Origin of the sequence: Streptomyces caelestis (assembly GCF_001279005.1) — a bacterium.
In the GTDB taxonomy this organism is placed as follows: domain Bacteria; phylum Actinomycetota; class Actinomycetes; order Streptomycetales; family Streptomycetaceae; genus Streptomyces; species Streptomyces heliomycini.
The window spans coordinates 161,085-174,858 of record NZ_LGCN01000074.1 but is presented as its reverse complement, the minus strand read 5'-3'; the positions used below and the strand labels follow the sequence as shown (position 1 = coordinate 174,858).

General features: G+C 75.6%; 13 protein-coding genes. 1 reads left to right on the top strand and 12 read right to left on the bottom strand.

Translation table 11 applies throughout. The annotated features are described in order from the left end of the window. Positions 1-5: 5 nt before the first annotated feature. Genes ADK41_RS07650 through ADK41_RS07635 form a run of 4 tightly spaced genes read right to left on the bottom strand, consistent with a single transcriptional unit; the run spans position 6 to position 3,355 of the window. Positions 6-422 (bottom strand): ATP synthase subunit C, encoded by a 417-nt coding sequence (locus tag ADK41_RS07650; RefSeq protein ID WP_030827561.1) that lies wholly within the window; start codon positions 420-422, stop codon positions 6-8. Then, positions 419-1,924: a V-type ATPase 116kDa subunit family protein gene (locus tag ADK41_RS07645; RefSeq protein ID WP_063756536.1), complete on the bottom strand. Its 1,506-nt coding sequence runs from the start codon at positions 1,922-1,924 to the stop codon at positions 419-421. The genes ADK41_RS07650 and ADK41_RS07645 overlap by 4 nt, the downstream gene beginning before the upstream one ends. Next, positions 1,911-2,870 (bottom strand): hypothetical protein, encoded by a 960-nt coding sequence (locus ADK41_RS07640; protein ID WP_030827202.1) that lies wholly within the window; start codon positions 2,868-2,870, stop codon positions 1,911-1,913. The genes ADK41_RS07645 and ADK41_RS07640 overlap by 14 nt, the downstream gene beginning before the upstream one ends. After that, positions 2,870-3,355, bottom strand: coding sequence for a hypothetical protein (locus ADK41_RS07635; RefSeq protein ID WP_030827200.1), 486 nt, complete (start codon positions 3,353-3,355; stop codon positions 2,870-2,872). The genes ADK41_RS07640 and ADK41_RS07635 overlap by 1 nt, the downstream gene beginning before the upstream one ends. Before the next feature lie 144 nt (positions 3,356-3,499). Here ADK41_RS07635 and ADK41_RS07630 point away from each other — a divergent pair, with 144 nt between their 5' ends. After that, positions 3,500-4,336: a CBS domain-containing protein gene (locus ADK41_RS07630; RefSeq protein ID WP_030827197.1), complete on the top strand. Its 837-nt coding sequence runs from the start codon at positions 3,500-3,502 to the stop codon at positions 4,334-4,336. Positions 4,337-4,775: 439 nt separating this feature from the next. Here ADK41_RS07630 and ADK41_RS07625 read toward each other — a convergent pair whose 3' ends face one another. From ADK41_RS07625 to ADK41_RS07590, 8 genes are all read right to left on the bottom strand, one after another. Continuing rightward, positions 4,776-5,021, bottom strand: coding sequence for an acyl carrier protein (locus ADK41_RS07625; protein WP_030827193.1), 246 nt, complete (start codon positions 5,019-5,021; stop codon positions 4,776-4,778). Positions 5,022-5,023: 2 nt separating this feature from the next. Then, complete coding sequence (locus ADK41_RS07620) at positions 5,024-6,406, bottom strand: dihydrolipoamide acetyltransferase family protein (protein ID WP_030827190.1); 1,383 nt, start codon at positions 6,404-6,406, stop codon at positions 5,024-5,026. Between the two features lie 2 nt (positions 6,407-6,408). After that, positions 6,409-7,407, bottom strand: coding sequence for an alpha-ketoacid dehydrogenase subunit beta (locus ADK41_RS07615; RefSeq protein ID WP_030827187.1), 999 nt, complete (start codon positions 7,405-7,407; stop codon positions 6,409-6,411). Between the two features lie 2 nt (positions 7,408-7,409). After that, on the bottom strand, positions 7,410-8,495 hold the full coding sequence (gene pdhA / locus ADK41_RS07610; protein ID WP_030827184.1) for a pyruvate dehydrogenase (acetyl-transferring) E1 component subunit alpha: 1,086 nt from the start codon (positions 8,493-8,495) through the stop codon (positions 7,410-7,412). Further along, positions 8,492-10,282, bottom strand: coding sequence for an acetate--CoA ligase (gene acsA, locus ADK41_RS07605; RefSeq protein ID WP_030827181.1), 1,791 nt, complete (start codon positions 10,280-10,282; stop codon positions 8,492-8,494). Before acsA ends, pdhA begins: the two co-directional genes overlap by 4 nt. 96 nt (positions 10,283-10,378) lie before the next feature. Next, a complete protein-coding gene (locus ADK41_RS07600; protein WP_030827177.1) occupies positions 10,379-11,407 on the bottom strand; it encodes an alcohol dehydrogenase catalytic domain-containing protein in 1,029 nt (342 codons plus the stop codon). A gap of 126 nt (positions 11,408-11,533) precedes the next feature. Beyond that, positions 11,534-13,117 carry an FAD-dependent oxidoreductase gene (locus tag ADK41_RS07595; RefSeq protein WP_234318794.1) on the bottom strand — a complete coding sequence of 528 codons (1,584 nt, stop codon included), beginning with the start codon at positions 13,115-13,117 and terminating at the stop codon, positions 11,534-11,536. Next, positions 13,114-13,677 (bottom strand): hypothetical protein, encoded by a 564-nt coding sequence (locus ADK41_RS07590; RefSeq protein WP_030827165.1) that lies wholly within the window; start codon positions 13,675-13,677, stop codon positions 13,114-13,116. The genes ADK41_RS07595 and ADK41_RS07590 overlap by 4 nt, the downstream gene beginning before the upstream one ends. Positions 13,678-13,774 lie beyond the last annotated feature (97 nt).

Genomic DNA, 13,774 nt, shown 5'->3' with positions numbered 1-13,774 from the left:
GCGGTTCAGGCCTTCCCGATCAGGATCACGGCGACGACCAGACCGTAGATGGCGATGCCCTCGGCCAGGCCGACGATGACCATGGCACGGCCGAAGAGCTCGGGCCGTTCGCTGAGCGCCGCGAGGGCCGCCGCACCGGTGTAGGCGACCGCGACGCCCGCGCCGATGGTCGACGCGGCCACCGCGATCGCGGCGCCGATCAGCGCGGCGGATCCGGAGCCGGAGTCCTGTGCCGCCGCGGTCGCGGCCTGCGCGGATCCCCCGCCGAGCGCCAGGGCCAGCACCACGGTGGCGACCGCCAACAGCACGGCGTCGGCGGCGACCGTCCACCACAGGGCCCTCCGGCCCGCTCTGCGCAGCACGAGCCGTAGGGCGACGAAACCCGCCACGACGACGGGCAGGGCCAGGATCCAGGTGATCACGGTTCCTCCTCCCTCACCGGGCCGCCGTGCCCGACGGCCTCCCGGGGCGCGGACGGCCCGGCCTCCCGGACGGGCGCCGCCGTGAGGTGCTCGACGGGCAGCCGCCAGGGCCTGAAGGGGCGGCCCTCACCCTCGAAGAGCCGGGAGAACAGCTCGTAGAACTCCAGCCGCAGCGCCTGGACGCCCGCCACCAGCGCCTCCAGCGAGAAGGCCAGCGCGTTGCCGAGCAGGAGGACGAGCACCGCCGCGACGGCGCCCGCCGGACCCCGGCCCGCCAGAGCCGTCGCGCCGTCCCAGACGATCGCGCCGAGCGCCGCGTGCGTCAGCCCGAAGGCCGCGAGCCGGGCGAAGGACACGACGTTCGAGCCGATCCGCACCACCACGTCGAAGAGCTGGACGCCGATCTGCACGGCGCCGCCCGGACCGCCGGCCGTCGTCGCGTACAGGCCCGTCCCGGCCAGGGCCAGACCGGCGAGGGCGATCAGGGCCCCCGCGACGCCGTACGCCGGCCGTCCGAGCCACACGTACCCGGCGAGGACGGCGAGACCGAGGTAGAGCGCCGCTCCGGCGATCCCGGTCGTCGCGTACAGGGCCGCCGACGGCCCTCCCTCCCGCCACCGGTTCACGATCCCCGCGGCGTAGGCCAGGGCGAGCAGCACGGCGCCCAGCTCGACGGCCGAGGCCAGCAGCCGCATGGGCTCCTCCAGCGGTTCCAGCCACAGCACGGGCAGCACCCCCGTCGGGCCGAAGAACTCGCCGTACGCCACCCCGGCCAGGGTGGCGGCCAGACCGGCCCCGGCGACGAAGGGCCACAGCGGCCGCAGCGCCGCCGTTCGGCGCGGCCGTCCCGCCCGCAGCAGAAGGGCGAGGGCGACCAGCAGCAGCCCGTGCCCGGCATCACCGAACATCAGGCCGAACATCACCACGTAGACGACTCCGGCCGCCATGGTGGGGTCGAGGTCGGCGTAGGGCACGGTTCCGTACGTCGTGACGAGAGGGGTGAAGGAGCGGCGCACGGACGTCGCCCCGTCCGCCGGGGACGCGGGCTCCGCTCCGGTCAGCAGAGTCGGCGGATCGACGCCACGCGGGGTCCGCAGCGGTACCAGAGCGCCTCCGGCGCCGGCGATGCGCGCGGCCGTGGGGCCCACCTCCGTCTCGGGGCACCAGCCGGCCAGTGCCGCGACCGCGCCGTGCCGGACCGCGCCGCCGAGCCGTTCCTCCACCTGCGCCTCGCCCGCGAGCAGGTCCGTCCGGCCCTCGCGCTCCAGAGCGTCCAGGTCGGGGCGGACCCCGCTGAGAACGGGCCGTACCGGCTCGGACCGCAACCGCCGCAGGCGCGTCGCCGCGGGTCCGCGGACATCGGGGCCCCCGTCCCCGGCCAGGTCGATCTCGACGCAGCCCGCCTCGGCGATCCGCACCAGGCTCTCCCGCAGCGCCTGCTCGGGGGCCACGACGGCCACCCTGCGCATCCGGACCGGGACCGCCGCCTCAGCCCGGGGCATCGAGCACCTCCGTCGGCCGCCCCCCGGGGCCGCCGCCCCGGGAGGCCAGCTCCAGCGCGCCGCGGGTCCGCCACGCGTCGACGGACAGCAGTGCCACGGCCCCCACCACCGGCCGCGGACCGAAACGGGACCGGCGCAGCAGCGCGCGGCCGTCCCGCTCGACGGCGTCCCACCACCGGGCCTCGGCCCGCCACAGGTCCGCCGCCCGGTCGACGTCCTCCAGCAGCCACCCCGCGGCGGCCGGCAACGCCCGCCGGAAGTCGGCGTACGACCCCGCGCCCACCGCTCGCGAACCGAGCAGGCGGGCCGCCCGGCGGGCGGAGACATCCGGCATCCGGCGGCCGACGACGAACCCCTCACGGCCCACCAGCAGGGCGAGCCGGGCCGCCGCCCAACGCTCCGCGTCGGGAACGGCGCCGGCGAGGCGTACGGCGGCGGAGACCCGCATACCGGTGGCGACCGCGGCCGCCGAGTCACCTCCGGGGTCGCCCCAGAGGGAGGCCGCCAGCACGGTGCGCAGCTCCGACGGCGTACGGGTCCGGGCGATTCGCGTCCAGGCGGTCGCCAGCGCGCCCAGACGGTAGGGCGGAGGGCGGAAGTCCTCCGTGCCCGGCCGGCGCGGGCCGGCCGCGAGAGCCCTCAGGTGGTGTTCGGTGTTGGAGATCTCGAATCCCGCGGCGAGCGCCCGGACGGCGTCGGCGCCGGTGGCGGGCTGCCAGCCGGCGAGGATCCGCAGGTGCCACAGCAGCGTCGCCGAGACCGCGCGCTGGGCCTCGGCCGGGGTGAGGCCCGGCGCGACGTCGCGCCGGTAGGGGGAGGCCGACAGGGAGCGCAGGGCGTCGTCGAGGGCGGGGGACGCGGCCGCCTCCCCGATCCCCCCGGTCCCCAGGCACCTGGTCCGCAGGGCGCGTGCCCGGGTCACGCCGGCCGCCCATCCGGCGCCCATCACGGACCCTCCTCCCGCGGCCTCCCACGGCCCGGGGGCGGCGGGGGAGAGGCATCCTCCGTCGCGAGGTCCTCCAGCACCAGCGCGACCACACGGTCGGCGAGGGCCGGGGTCCGGCTCCCGGCACGCTCGCGCACGGCGACGGCCTCGCGTTCCGCCGCGGCGAGCAGCGCGGCCGCCTCGTCCTCGGCGGCGCGCAGCACCCGTCCGGCGGTGTGCGCCCGTAGCCGGCCGGCCTCCTCACGCGCCCCGGCCACGATCTCCTCGGCCCGCCGTTCGGCTTCCCGCCGACGTGACGCGGCGGCCTCGGCGGCCCGCTCGCGTACGGTGCGGGCTTCCGCCTCCGCCTGTTCGAGCAGGGCCAGGGGCGGTGCGAGTTCCGCCCGGAGTTCGGCGGAGCGGTCCGCGGGCACACCACCCGGCGTCGCCCGGCCGGGCGACGCCGCCGGCCGGAACCGTGTCAGGAAGTCCCGGAAACCCGTCACGCATCCTCCTCCGGTGGACCCAGGCCCCCGCTCCCCAGTCTCCCCGGTGGGCGGGCGGATGTCGCGCCGCTCCGGCCCGGAGGCCGCGCCGGCCGATCGATGCGAGACTGACCCCGTAGGCGGACGGCACCCCGGGAGGCAGCCGTGAGCGACGTCGAGCACAGCTCCGCGCAGCAGGAAGCCCGCCACGTCATGCCGGGCCGCCCCTGGACACCCCGGGAGGAACCGCGACAGGACGCGCTGGGCCGCTACCTCGCGGCGGTGGCCACCACCGCGTCGGCGAGGAGCACCGAGGAGCCGCACCCCGCTGCCGGGCGGCACATGACCGGGCCGCCCGCCGAGGAGCCGGCCACCCTCCGCGTACGGGACGTCATGCGGGTGCCGGCGACCTCCGTCCCCGCCGACATGCCGTTCCTGGACGTGGCTCGCACCCTCGCCCGCGAGCGGGTGAGCGCCGTACCGGTGGTGGACGCGGACGACCATGTGCTCGGTGTCGTCTCGGAGTCGGACCTGCTGGCCAAGGCCGCCGTCACGGCGGGACCACGCCGGCACGGACCGGTCGGCAGGCTGTGGCGGCACCGCCTGTACGACAAGAGCCACGGCGAGACGGCGGCCACGTTGATGACCTTCCCGCCGGTGACCGTCCACCCGGCCGAGCGCGTGGCGGACGCCGCGTGGACCGCCGCCCGCGCGCGGCTGAAGAGGCTTCCCGTGACCGACCACCGCGGCCGGCTCGTCGGCGTGGTCGGCCGGAGCGACCTGCTGCGGGCCCTGATCCGCGACGACGACGAGATCCGGACCGAGGTCGCGTCCCTGATGGCCCGGTACCTGCCGGGCCCGCGCTCCGTCCGGGTCGCCGTGGAGAACGGCGTGGTGACGCTGACGGGACGACTGGACGCGTCACTCGTCCCCGAACTGCTCGCGGCGGTGCGGGACATCGAGGACGTGGTCGGTGTCGTCGACGAGATCGGGGCGGACTGAGCCTTCGTCGGCCGGCCGGCGCGGCGGGAGCGGCGTCGAGGGACGCCCGCCGCGCGTCGTGCCGTCCGCGCGGGCGCCCGGCGGGTACACCGGGACCGGCTCGTCCGTACGATCCCGGAGACCTGGTGTCCTGCGACCGCGCCCTCCGCCTCGACACCGGCTTCGGCGCGACCGTCGCCGCAGGGCGCCGGCGGGCCGGAGGGCTTCGGCATCCTCACCGGGACCGACGTCGGGGCCACGCCGACGGAGAAACCCGGCGCCGCCGTGGAGGACCGTGTGATCCCCGGCGCCCGCGGCCCGCCGCGGCGTCGGCCTGCTGCTGCCGTGCGACGTCGCCGTCCGCCGGGACGGCGACCGGACCACCGTCCGGGGCCCGGGCCCGAACACCCCGGTCACCCTCACGGGACCGCCCGCTCCGGCCCCCCCGGGAGCACTCGCCTCACCGCGTGCGGGCGACCAGGAAGTCGGCGCTGCCGGACAACGTGGTGAGCCGGGGCGTGTCCTCGTCCTCGATACGGATGCCGGACCGTTCGCTGAGGACCTCCACGAAGCTCAGGAAGTCCAGCGAGTCCATGTCGAGCGCCTCGCGGAACGCGTCGTCGGGCGCGAGGGCGGCGACGTCGGCGCCGGGGATCACGGAGGAGATCGATTCCCTGACCATGTCGAGCGCGTCGGTTCTGTTCATGTTCACAGGTGCTCCGGTTTCTGCAGGAGACGGGCGACCGCCGTGAGGTAGCGGGATCCGACGGCGCCGTCCGTCGCCCGGTGGTCCGCCGAGAGGGTCGCCGTGACCACGGGTCGCACGCCCAGCAGGCCGTCGACGGCGCACGGCCGGTCGGTCACGCGCCCGAAACCGACCAGGGCCACCTGCGGCGGGTGGATCACGCCGAAGACCGTCTCCACGCCCTGATCGCCCAGGTCGGTGACCGTGATCGTGGCCCCGGACACCTCGGAACCGCGCAGCCTGCCCGTGCGGGCCCGGGTGACCAGGTCCTTCAGGGCGTTCATCAGCCGGGGGAGGGCCAGGGTGTCGGCGTGACGCAGCGCGGGGGCGACGAGTCCCCCGCCGCGCAGGGACACGGCCACGCCGAGGTGGACGCCCTCGCCGGCCGTGAAGTGGTCGTCGGCCCAGAAGCCGTTGAGTTCGGGCACCTCCCGGGCCGCCAGGGCCGCCGCCTTGAGCAGCAGGGCCGCGGGGAGCAGCCGTTCACCGATGGGGCTGCGCCGGTTGTGCTCGTGCAGCCAGTCCGTCGCGGCGGCCATGTCCACGGTCGTGGAGAGGTGGTAATGGGGGATGTCACGGTTGGCGCGGCTCATCAGGCCGGCGATCGCCCGACGCATGGCCGCCGCCCGGTCCTCGGCCGGGCGCGCGGCGGAAGGAGGTCCGGGGGCGGCGGACGCGGGCGGGGCCGGGGCCGACGGGCCGGGGGCCGCCCGGCGTACGTCCGACGCGTGGACGGCCGACTGCCTTCCCGTCCCTCTCACCGTGGCGGGGTCGACGCCCAGTTCGGCGGCGAGCCGCCGGGCGAGGGGGGTGACCCGCGCCCGCGGCGGCCCGGCGCCGGTGCGGGCGGCCGCCGCGTGTTCGACGTCGGTCCGGGTGACGCGTCCACCGGGTCCGGAGCCGTGCAGTGTTCCCAGGTCGACGTCGCTCTGCTCCGCGAGGTGCCGGACCAGGGGGCCGGCGTCGACGTGGCCGGGCGGCCGGGCGGCGGGGGACGCCGGCACCGGGGCGGGCTCGGGCGGCGGGGAGGGGGGCTCCGGGGGCGTGCGGGGCTCGACGGGCTCGGAAGGCTCGCCCTTCTCCGGTGCGTGAGGGGCGGGCCGCCGTTCCCCGGCCGGCCCGATCAGCGCGAGCGGCGTGCCCACCGGAACGGTCGTGCCGGGTTCGACGAGCAGCTTCGTCATGGTCCCGGTGTCGAAGCACTCCACCTCGATGGTCGACTTGGCGGTTTCGACGACCGCGACCGGGTCTCCTCTGCGGACGAGGTCACCGGGCCCCACCAGCCATTCCACGAGCGTGCCCTCGTCCATGTCCGCGCCGAGGGACGGCATGGTGAACTCGGCCATGATCAGTCCACCGCCCGGTGGACGGCCGCGACGACGTCGGCGGTCTGCGGCAGGGCGGCCTCCTCCAGCCGCCGGGCGTACGGGATGGGCACCTCGGCGCTGCACACCCGCTCCACGGGTGCGTCCAGGTCGTAGAACGACTCCTCCGCGATCCGGGCGGAGAGCTCCGCGGCGAGGCTTCCCGTCCGCCACGCCTCGTCGACGACCACCGCACGGTGGGTACGGGCCACCGAGGAGGCGATGACCGCCTGGTCGAGGGGGCGGAGCGTGCGCAGGTCGATCACCTCCGCGCTGATGCCCCCGGAGGCCAGCTCGTCCGCCGCCGCGAGCGCCTTGGGCAGCGAACCGCCGTACGTGATCAGGGAGATGTCGGTACCGGGGCGGCGGACCGCGGCGTGGTCCAGGTCCACGGGCCCGGTGGGCGGGGGGAGCTCCCCGGAGGCGTTGTAGAGGCTCCCGTGCTCGAAGATCAGTACGGGGTCGGGGTCGGCGAGCGCCGGGGCCAGCATGTGGCGGGCGTCCTCGAGGGTGGCGGGGGCGAGGACGCGGAGGCCGGGGATGTGCGCGTACCAGCCCTCCAGGCTGTGCGAGTGCTGTGCGGCGAGTTGCCGTCCGGCGCCCGTGGTCGTGCGGATGACCAGCGGCACCGGGAGCTGCCCGCCCGACATGTGGAGGAGGGTGGCGGCGTTGTTGAGGATCTGGTCGAGGGCGAGCAGGCTGAAGTTGACGGTCATGATCTCGACGATCGGCCGCATCCCGGCCAGGGCGGCGCCGATGCCGGCGCCGACGAACGCGGACTCCGACAGCGGGGTGTCGCGGACGCGTTCGGGGCCGAACTCCTCCAGCAGGCCGAGGCTGACGCCGAAGCATCCGCCGTACCGGCCCACGTCCTCGCCCATGAGGAAGACGCGGTCGTCGGAGCGCAGGGCCTCCCGGAGCGCCTCGCGCATCGCCTCCCGGTAGGTGGTCGCCCCCGTCCCTTTCCCTCCGCCGGCGCCCACGGTCAACTCACCGCCTCTGCCGGGGAGCTGGTGACGTGGTGGAGCAGGTGCCCGACCGGTTCCTCGGGCGCCCGTTCGGCCGCTTCGACGGCGTGGTCGATCCCGTCGGCGACGCGCTGCTCGATCCGGGCCGGTTCCCCGTCGTCCAGCTCACCGTTCTCGCGCATGCGGTCGGTGAGCAGGGCGATCGGGTCCCGCTCCTTCCACCGTTCGACCTCCGCCTTGTGACGGTACCGGTCCGGGTCGTACATCGAGTGGGCGCGGAAGCGGTAGGTGCGCAGCTCCAGGAAATGCGGTCCGGCGCCGGCCCGGACGCCCTCGACGGCCCGCCGGGAGGCTCGTTCGACGGCCTCGACGTCCATGCCGTCCACGGCCCAGGCGACCATGCCGTACGAGGCGGCGCGCATGGCCAGGTCGGTCTGTGCCTCGTGCCGTTCCAGGGCCGTGCCCATGGCGTAGAGGTTGTTCTCGCAGAGGAACAGCAGGGGCAGGTTCCACAGCGCCGCCAGGTTCGCGGTCTCGTGGAACTCGCCCTCGGCGAAGGCGCCGTCGCCGAAGAAGCAGCAGGTGACGTGCTCCTGCCCGCGCATGCGGTCGGCGAGCGCGAGACCGGCGGCCAGGGGGAGCCCGCCGGCGACGATGGCGTTGCCGCCGTAGAAGCGGCGGCTCGCGTCGAACAGGTGCATCGATCCGCCCCTGCCGCCGCTGCACCCCGTCGTCCTGCCGTACATCTCCGCCATGACGGCCTCGGCCGGGATCCCGCGAGCCAGGGCGTGACCGTGTTCGCGGTACGTGGAGACGACCGCGTCCTCGGGCGTCAGGGTCGCGTTGACGCCGACGGCGACGGCCTCCTCGCCGATGCAGAGGTGGACGAAGCCCCGGATCCTCGCGGCGCTGTACAGCTCGACGCACCGCTCCTCGAAGCGCCGGATGCGCAGCATCGACTCCAGCAGATCCGTCCGGTGGCCGGCGGCCCCGTGCCGGGCCGGCGTCCCGGCGTCCGTGTCCCCCTTGGTCGCCCTGGTCCTCCTGCCGGACTTCGGGAGCGCCGGGTCCTTCCGTGTGCGGGTGGGGCGGGCCACGCTCATGCCGTTCCCTCCAGGGTCGACAGGTCGCCCGTGGGCAGACCGAGTTCACGCGCCCGCAGCAGGCGGCGCATCACCTTCCCGCTGCGGGTCCTGGGCAGGTTCTGGTCGAACGCGATCTCCCTGGGGGCGACGGCGGGGCCCAGCCTGCGGCGGCCGAAGGCGAGCAGTTCCCGCTCCAGATCAGGGGTCGGCTCGACACCGTGCCGCAGTGACACGAACGCCTTGACGACGTTCCCGGCGACCGGGTCCGGCCGTCCGATCACCCCGGCCTCGGCGACCGCCGGGTGCTCCATCAGCGCGCTCTCCACCTCGAACGGGCCGATCAGATGTCCCGCCGACTTGATGACGTCGTCGGCGCGCCCCACGAACCAGTACCAGCCGTCCGCGTCCCGGCGGACCAGGTCACCCGTCAGATACCAGCCGCCGGCGAACGCGGCGTCGTAGCGCTCCCGGTCGTGCAGGTAGCCGCGGAACATCGACGGCCAGCCCGGCCGCAGCGCCAGCTCGCCCTCGACGTCAGGGCTTTCCACCTCCGTCACGCCGCCCCCGGTGACCAGGACCCGGCCGTCCTCACCCCGCTTCAGCACGGTCGCGTCGACGCCGGGCAGCGGCCGCCCCATCGAGCCGGGACGGATCTCGCAGGCCGCGAAATTCGCGATCATGATGCAGCCGGTCTCCGTCTGCCACCAGTTGTCGTGCACCGGCAGGCCCAACACGTCCCGGCCCCACACGACGGCCTCCGGGTTGAGGGGCTCGCCGACGGAGGCGACGAACCGCAGGGCCGACAGGTCGTAGGAGCGCGGCAGGTCGTACGGGCCCTGGCGCGGGGTGGCGCGCATCAGCATGCGCAGGGCCGTGGGGGCGGTGTACCAGACGGTGACGCGCTGTTCGCCGAGGATCCGGTACCAGCGCCGGGCGTCGTAGTCGCCCTCGTCGACGACCACCGTCACACCGTGCGCGAGCGGGGCGATGATCCCGTACGACATGCCGGTGACCCAGCCGGGATCGGCGGTGCACCAGTACACGTCCTCGGGGTGCAGGTCGAGTGCGTACGCGGCCGTGGCGTGGTGGGCGACGACGGCCTCGTGGACGTGGACCGCGCCCTTGGGGGCGCCGGTGGTGCCGCTGGTGAAGTGCAGCAGGGCCGTGTCCTCGGGCGAGGTGGGCGGGACGGCGAAGGTGTCCGGGGCGGCGGACACCAGGTCGTCGAAGGAGGCCGTGCCGGGCAGCTCCTCGGCGCCGGGACCGACGATCAGGACGTGCTTCAGCCCGGGAACCGACGCGCGGCGCTCGGCGACCTTGCGCCGGTAGAGGGCCGCGGTGGTGACCAGCACCCGCGCGTCGCCCAGTCGCAGCCGCTGTTCCACGGGGTCGGGGCCGAAGGCGGAGAAGAGGGGGCAGAGCACGCTGGTGTTCTTCAGCGTGCCCAGCACCGCGGTGTACAGCTCGGGACAGCGGCCGAGCAGCGTGAACACCCGGTCGCCGCGGCCGACGCCGAGCGACCGCAGGACGCCTGCGAAGCGGGCCGTGCGACGGGCCAGTTCCGCGTACGTCACGGTCGAGACGGAGTCGTCCCGGGCGACGCACCGCAGTGCGACCTTGTCCGCGAGGTCCGAGGAGGCGTGCCGGTCGACGGCCTCGTGGGCCATGTTGAGTCCGCCGCCGGGCAGCCCGGACAGTCCGGCGCGCGCCTGCGACCAGGTGAAGGCGGAGCGGGTCCGGTCGTAGTCGGTGAGACGGGGCGGGACGGCCGGCGCGGCCTCCTTGTGGATGGTCTCCCCGTGCATGGATGCTCCTCCCTGCACTGTCCCCCCCCCCCCGCACCTCCAGGGTCACCGAGTCCGGCACCGGCCGCATCTCCGTGCTCCCGCGGGCCGGGCCCTTCACTCACGGCGCAGTGCGACCTTGAGCGCGCCGGACGTCGTGCCGTGGGAGAACACCTCGTAGGCGTCCGCCACCCGGTCGAGGCCGAAGGCGTGGGTGACCAGCGGGGAGACGTCCAGGCGCCCGGACCCCAGCAGCCCCAGCAGCCAGGGCGTGGAGGAGGTGTCGACCTGGCCGGTGCTGATCGTCACGTTCTTCCGCCACAGGGACTCGAGGTGCAGTGTGACCGGTTTGCCGGGCGTGCCGATGACGGCGATGTGGCCTCCCGTGCGGACGGCGCGCGTGCACAGGACGAAGCCCTCCGGTTCGCCCGACGCCTCGACGACCACGTCGGCGCCGGGCCCGTCGTACAACTCGGCGATCATCCTTCCCGGCACTTCGGCGGCGTCGGCGCCCATACGGGCGGCGGCCTCCAGCCGGGCGGTGGACAGGTCCACCGCGATGACCCGGCGGGGCGAGTAGAGCCGCGCGATCGCCACCGTGGCGAGGCCGACGGGGCCCGCGCCCACCACGACGACGGTGTCCCCCGGGCCGACCTCTCCCTTCCGCACGCCGACTTCGTAGGCGGTGGGGAGGACTTCGGCGAGCAGGACCGCGTCGTCGAGCGGCAGTGCGGGGGGCAGGCGGTGGGTGGAGCGGTCGGCGAAGGGCACCCGCACCAGCTCCGCCTGGGTCCCGTCGATCAGATGGCCCAGGATCCATCCACCGCCCCCGCGGCACTGCCCGAACAGGTGGTCGTGGCACGGCCGGCAGCGGCCGCAGGCCGAGACGGACGAGACGATCACCTGGTTCCCGGGACGCAGGTGGCGGACGTCGCCGCCGATCTCGACCACCTCGCCGACCGCCTCGTGGCCGAGGACCGTCCCCGCCTCCACCTCGGGCAGGTCCCCGCGCAGGATGTGCAGATCGGTGCCGCAGACGGTCGTGGTCCCGACCCGCACGACGGCGTCGGCGGGATCCTCGATCGCCGGATCCGGGACGGTGTCCCAGGAGATCCGTCCGGGACCGTGGTAGACGAGGGCTCGCATGGTCATCCACTCCCTGGCGGCTCGGCCGGCTCCCTCCACCGTCGCCCCGGGCGGAGGCCCGGGCAACCGGGGCCCTCGGCCCGTCGGCCCCCTGCGGCCGGGAGGCGGGGCCGCGTCGCCCGGCGTTCACGGCCGGACGGGCGGGGACGGCGCCGCGCCGATCAGGGAGAGCCAGCCGGTCAGCCCGGCGGGGTCGGCGGCCCCGCAGCGGAAGCCGACGTGCCCGTCCGGGCGGACGGCCACCAGACCGCGGCCGGGGCTGTTCGACAGCCGCAGGACGGTCACCCGAGGGCCGACCGTGTCCGGCGGTGGGTCGGCGTCGCGTTGCAGCAGCAGGTGCACGCCCGGGCGGGCCAGCAGTCCGTGCAGCCGCTCGGCAGGTCCTCCGACGCCGACGGCCGCGTCGGGCAGGCGGTCTCCTGGGCGAGGAGCCCCCCGCAGGGGCGGTGTCCCCTCCACCGACAGGGGACTGCGCCGGTAGTTCACGCGCAGCTGGGAGATGAGCCGAACGGCCTCGGCGACCAGCCGTCGCCGGCCGAGGAGGACGGGGACGGCGGGGGCCGCGCGCGGAGCGGCCACCGCGCGCAGCCATGAGGGGAGCCGGCCCGTCGACGCCTCCGCCCAGAACGCGGTGTGGGTCAGGAGCAGCCGTCGACGGGCGGCCGCCCTGCGCTCCCCCTCGTAGGAACCGAGCAGCACGTCGGCGTCGAACCCGTCCGCGGACCCGCCCCCGGGACCGCTCGCCGCGAAGCCGAGCTTCCAGCCGAGGTTCACCGCGTCCTGGATACCGGCGTTCATGCCCTGGCCGGTGGCCGGCGAGTAGGTGTGAGCCGCGTCCCCCGCGAGGAAGAGCCGCCCCCGGCGGAACCGCCGGGCAAGGGCGCACTGCAGCGGAACCCGCGCCGACCACGCGAGACGCTCGATCCGCGCGTGCGTCCCGGCCTCGTCCAGGAGGCGCTGGAGTTCGGCTTCCGGGACGGCGGGGCCGGGCTGGCCGAAGTCCTGCCCGGCCCCGCCGGCGGACGCGCGCGTGGCCAGCAGCCGCCAGGTGGCCCGCTCCCCGATCGGGAAGAGGAACAGCAGCCCCCGGCGCCCCGCGAACACCTGGGCGTCGGCGCCGGGGGGCCTGCCGCCGAGGTCCAGGTCGGCGAGGACCACCTCTTCGGCGTAGGGCCTGCGGTGCCACCCGATGCCGGCGCAGGCCCGCACGGCACTGGCCGGGCCGTCGCAGCCGACGACGAAGGGGCAGCGGATCTCCTCGGTGCCGCGCCGCGAGCGCAGCACGGCCCGCGCGCCGTCCCCGTCGTCGCGGGCGGTGAGCAGTTCGGTGCCCCGCTCGACCGTCACCCCGCGGTCGGCGAGCGCTCGCGTCAGCACCGTTTCGACATCCGTCTGCCGCATGAGCGACAGATGGGGGAACGCCGTGTCGGGCAGCGCGAGGTCCGCGAGCCCGGCTTCGACGACGCGGGGGCCGAGATGCAGGTGGACCCCCGGAGCGGTGTCCGCCAGCTCCAGCAGGGCGTCCGTGACACCGAGCGGTCGCAGCACCTCCAGGGTCCGCGGGTGCACGATGAGCGCGCGGGAGGGCCGGAACGGCTCGGGGCGCCGCTCGACGACCCGGACCCGTGCCCCGTGGGCCTGGGCCTGCAGCGCCAGGCTGAGGCCGGTCGTACCGGCCCCGACGACCAGGACGTCCACCGCCGCTGTCACGTCCCTACCGCGGTCCGCCACCATGCGGCGGCCTCCGGCTCCGGCCCCCCGACCGGTCGGGGGCCCGCGAGCACGTCGTCGCGGCGCATCCCCGGCACGACGGCGTACCGGATCGAACCCGGCACGCTGACCAGCGCGAGAACCCGCCACAGGGAGCGCGCGTAGCGCTCGGCGCGCCGCGGGCCGTCCCACTCGTACACGCCGCGGTAGCGGTCGCGCTCGTCGTGGGTCAGCCACAGCTTCGAGGTGAAACCGGGGAACCCGACGAACAGGGGCGTGTTCAGCAGGCTTTCGCGGCGGAACAGCGCGTGCGCGGGTCCGCGCACCAGCCGCAGCCGGAAGGTGACCACCAGCGTGCACGGGTCCTTCGCCAGGCCGCTGCCGAGGCGGGTCTCCCGGTAGACCCGGGCCCCGGTGCCGTCGGCGAAGCCCAGCCGCACGCCCACGTGCTCTTTCGGCAGCCGGATCCGGTGCCGCGAGAGCAGCGCGAAGGTGGTGAGGAAGCACGCGGCCACGGCCCGCCACGCCTCGCCGGGGGCGAGTGGTCCCTGTTCACCCATGGTGGCCTCCTCCGAGGGGCCATGACGGGCCCGCGCTGCCGGGCTCTGCCACGCCGGCCGGGCCGGAGTTCCCCGTACACCCCACCATGAGGCAACG

Excerpts from the sequence above, each read along its gene's own strand:
- ADK41_RS07645 (WP_063756536.1), bottom strand. The coding sequence starts at position 1,924 with ATGCCCCGGGCTGAGGCGGCGGTCCCGGTCCGGATGCGCAGGGTGGCC.
- ADK41_RS07640 (WP_030827202.1), bottom strand. The coding sequence starts at position 2,870 with ATGGGCGCCGGATGGGCGGCCGGCGTGACCCGGGCACGCGCCCTGCGG.
- ADK41_RS07625 (WP_030827193.1), bottom strand. The coding sequence starts at position 5,021 with ATGAACAGAACCGACGCGCTCGACATGGTCAGGGAATCGATCTCCTCC.
- ADK41_RS07620 (WP_030827190.1), bottom strand. The coding sequence starts at position 6,406 with ATGGCCGAGTTCACCATGCCGTCCCTCGGCGCGGACATGGACGAGGGC.
- pdhA (WP_030827184.1), bottom strand. The coding sequence starts at position 8,495 with ATGAGCGTGGCCCGCCCCACCCGCACACGGAAGGACCCGGCGCTCCCG.
- acsA (WP_030827181.1), bottom strand. The coding sequence starts at position 10,282 with ATGCACGGGGAGACCATCCACAAGGAGGCCGCGCCGGCCGTCCCGCCC.
- ADK41_RS07600 (WP_030827177.1), bottom strand. The coding sequence starts at position 11,407 with ATGCGAGCCCTCGTCTACCACGGTCCCGGACGGATCTCCTGGGACACC.
- ADK41_RS07590 (WP_030827165.1), bottom strand. The coding sequence starts at position 13,677 with ATGGGTGAACAGGGACCACTCGCCCCCGGCGAGGCGTGGCGGGCCGTG.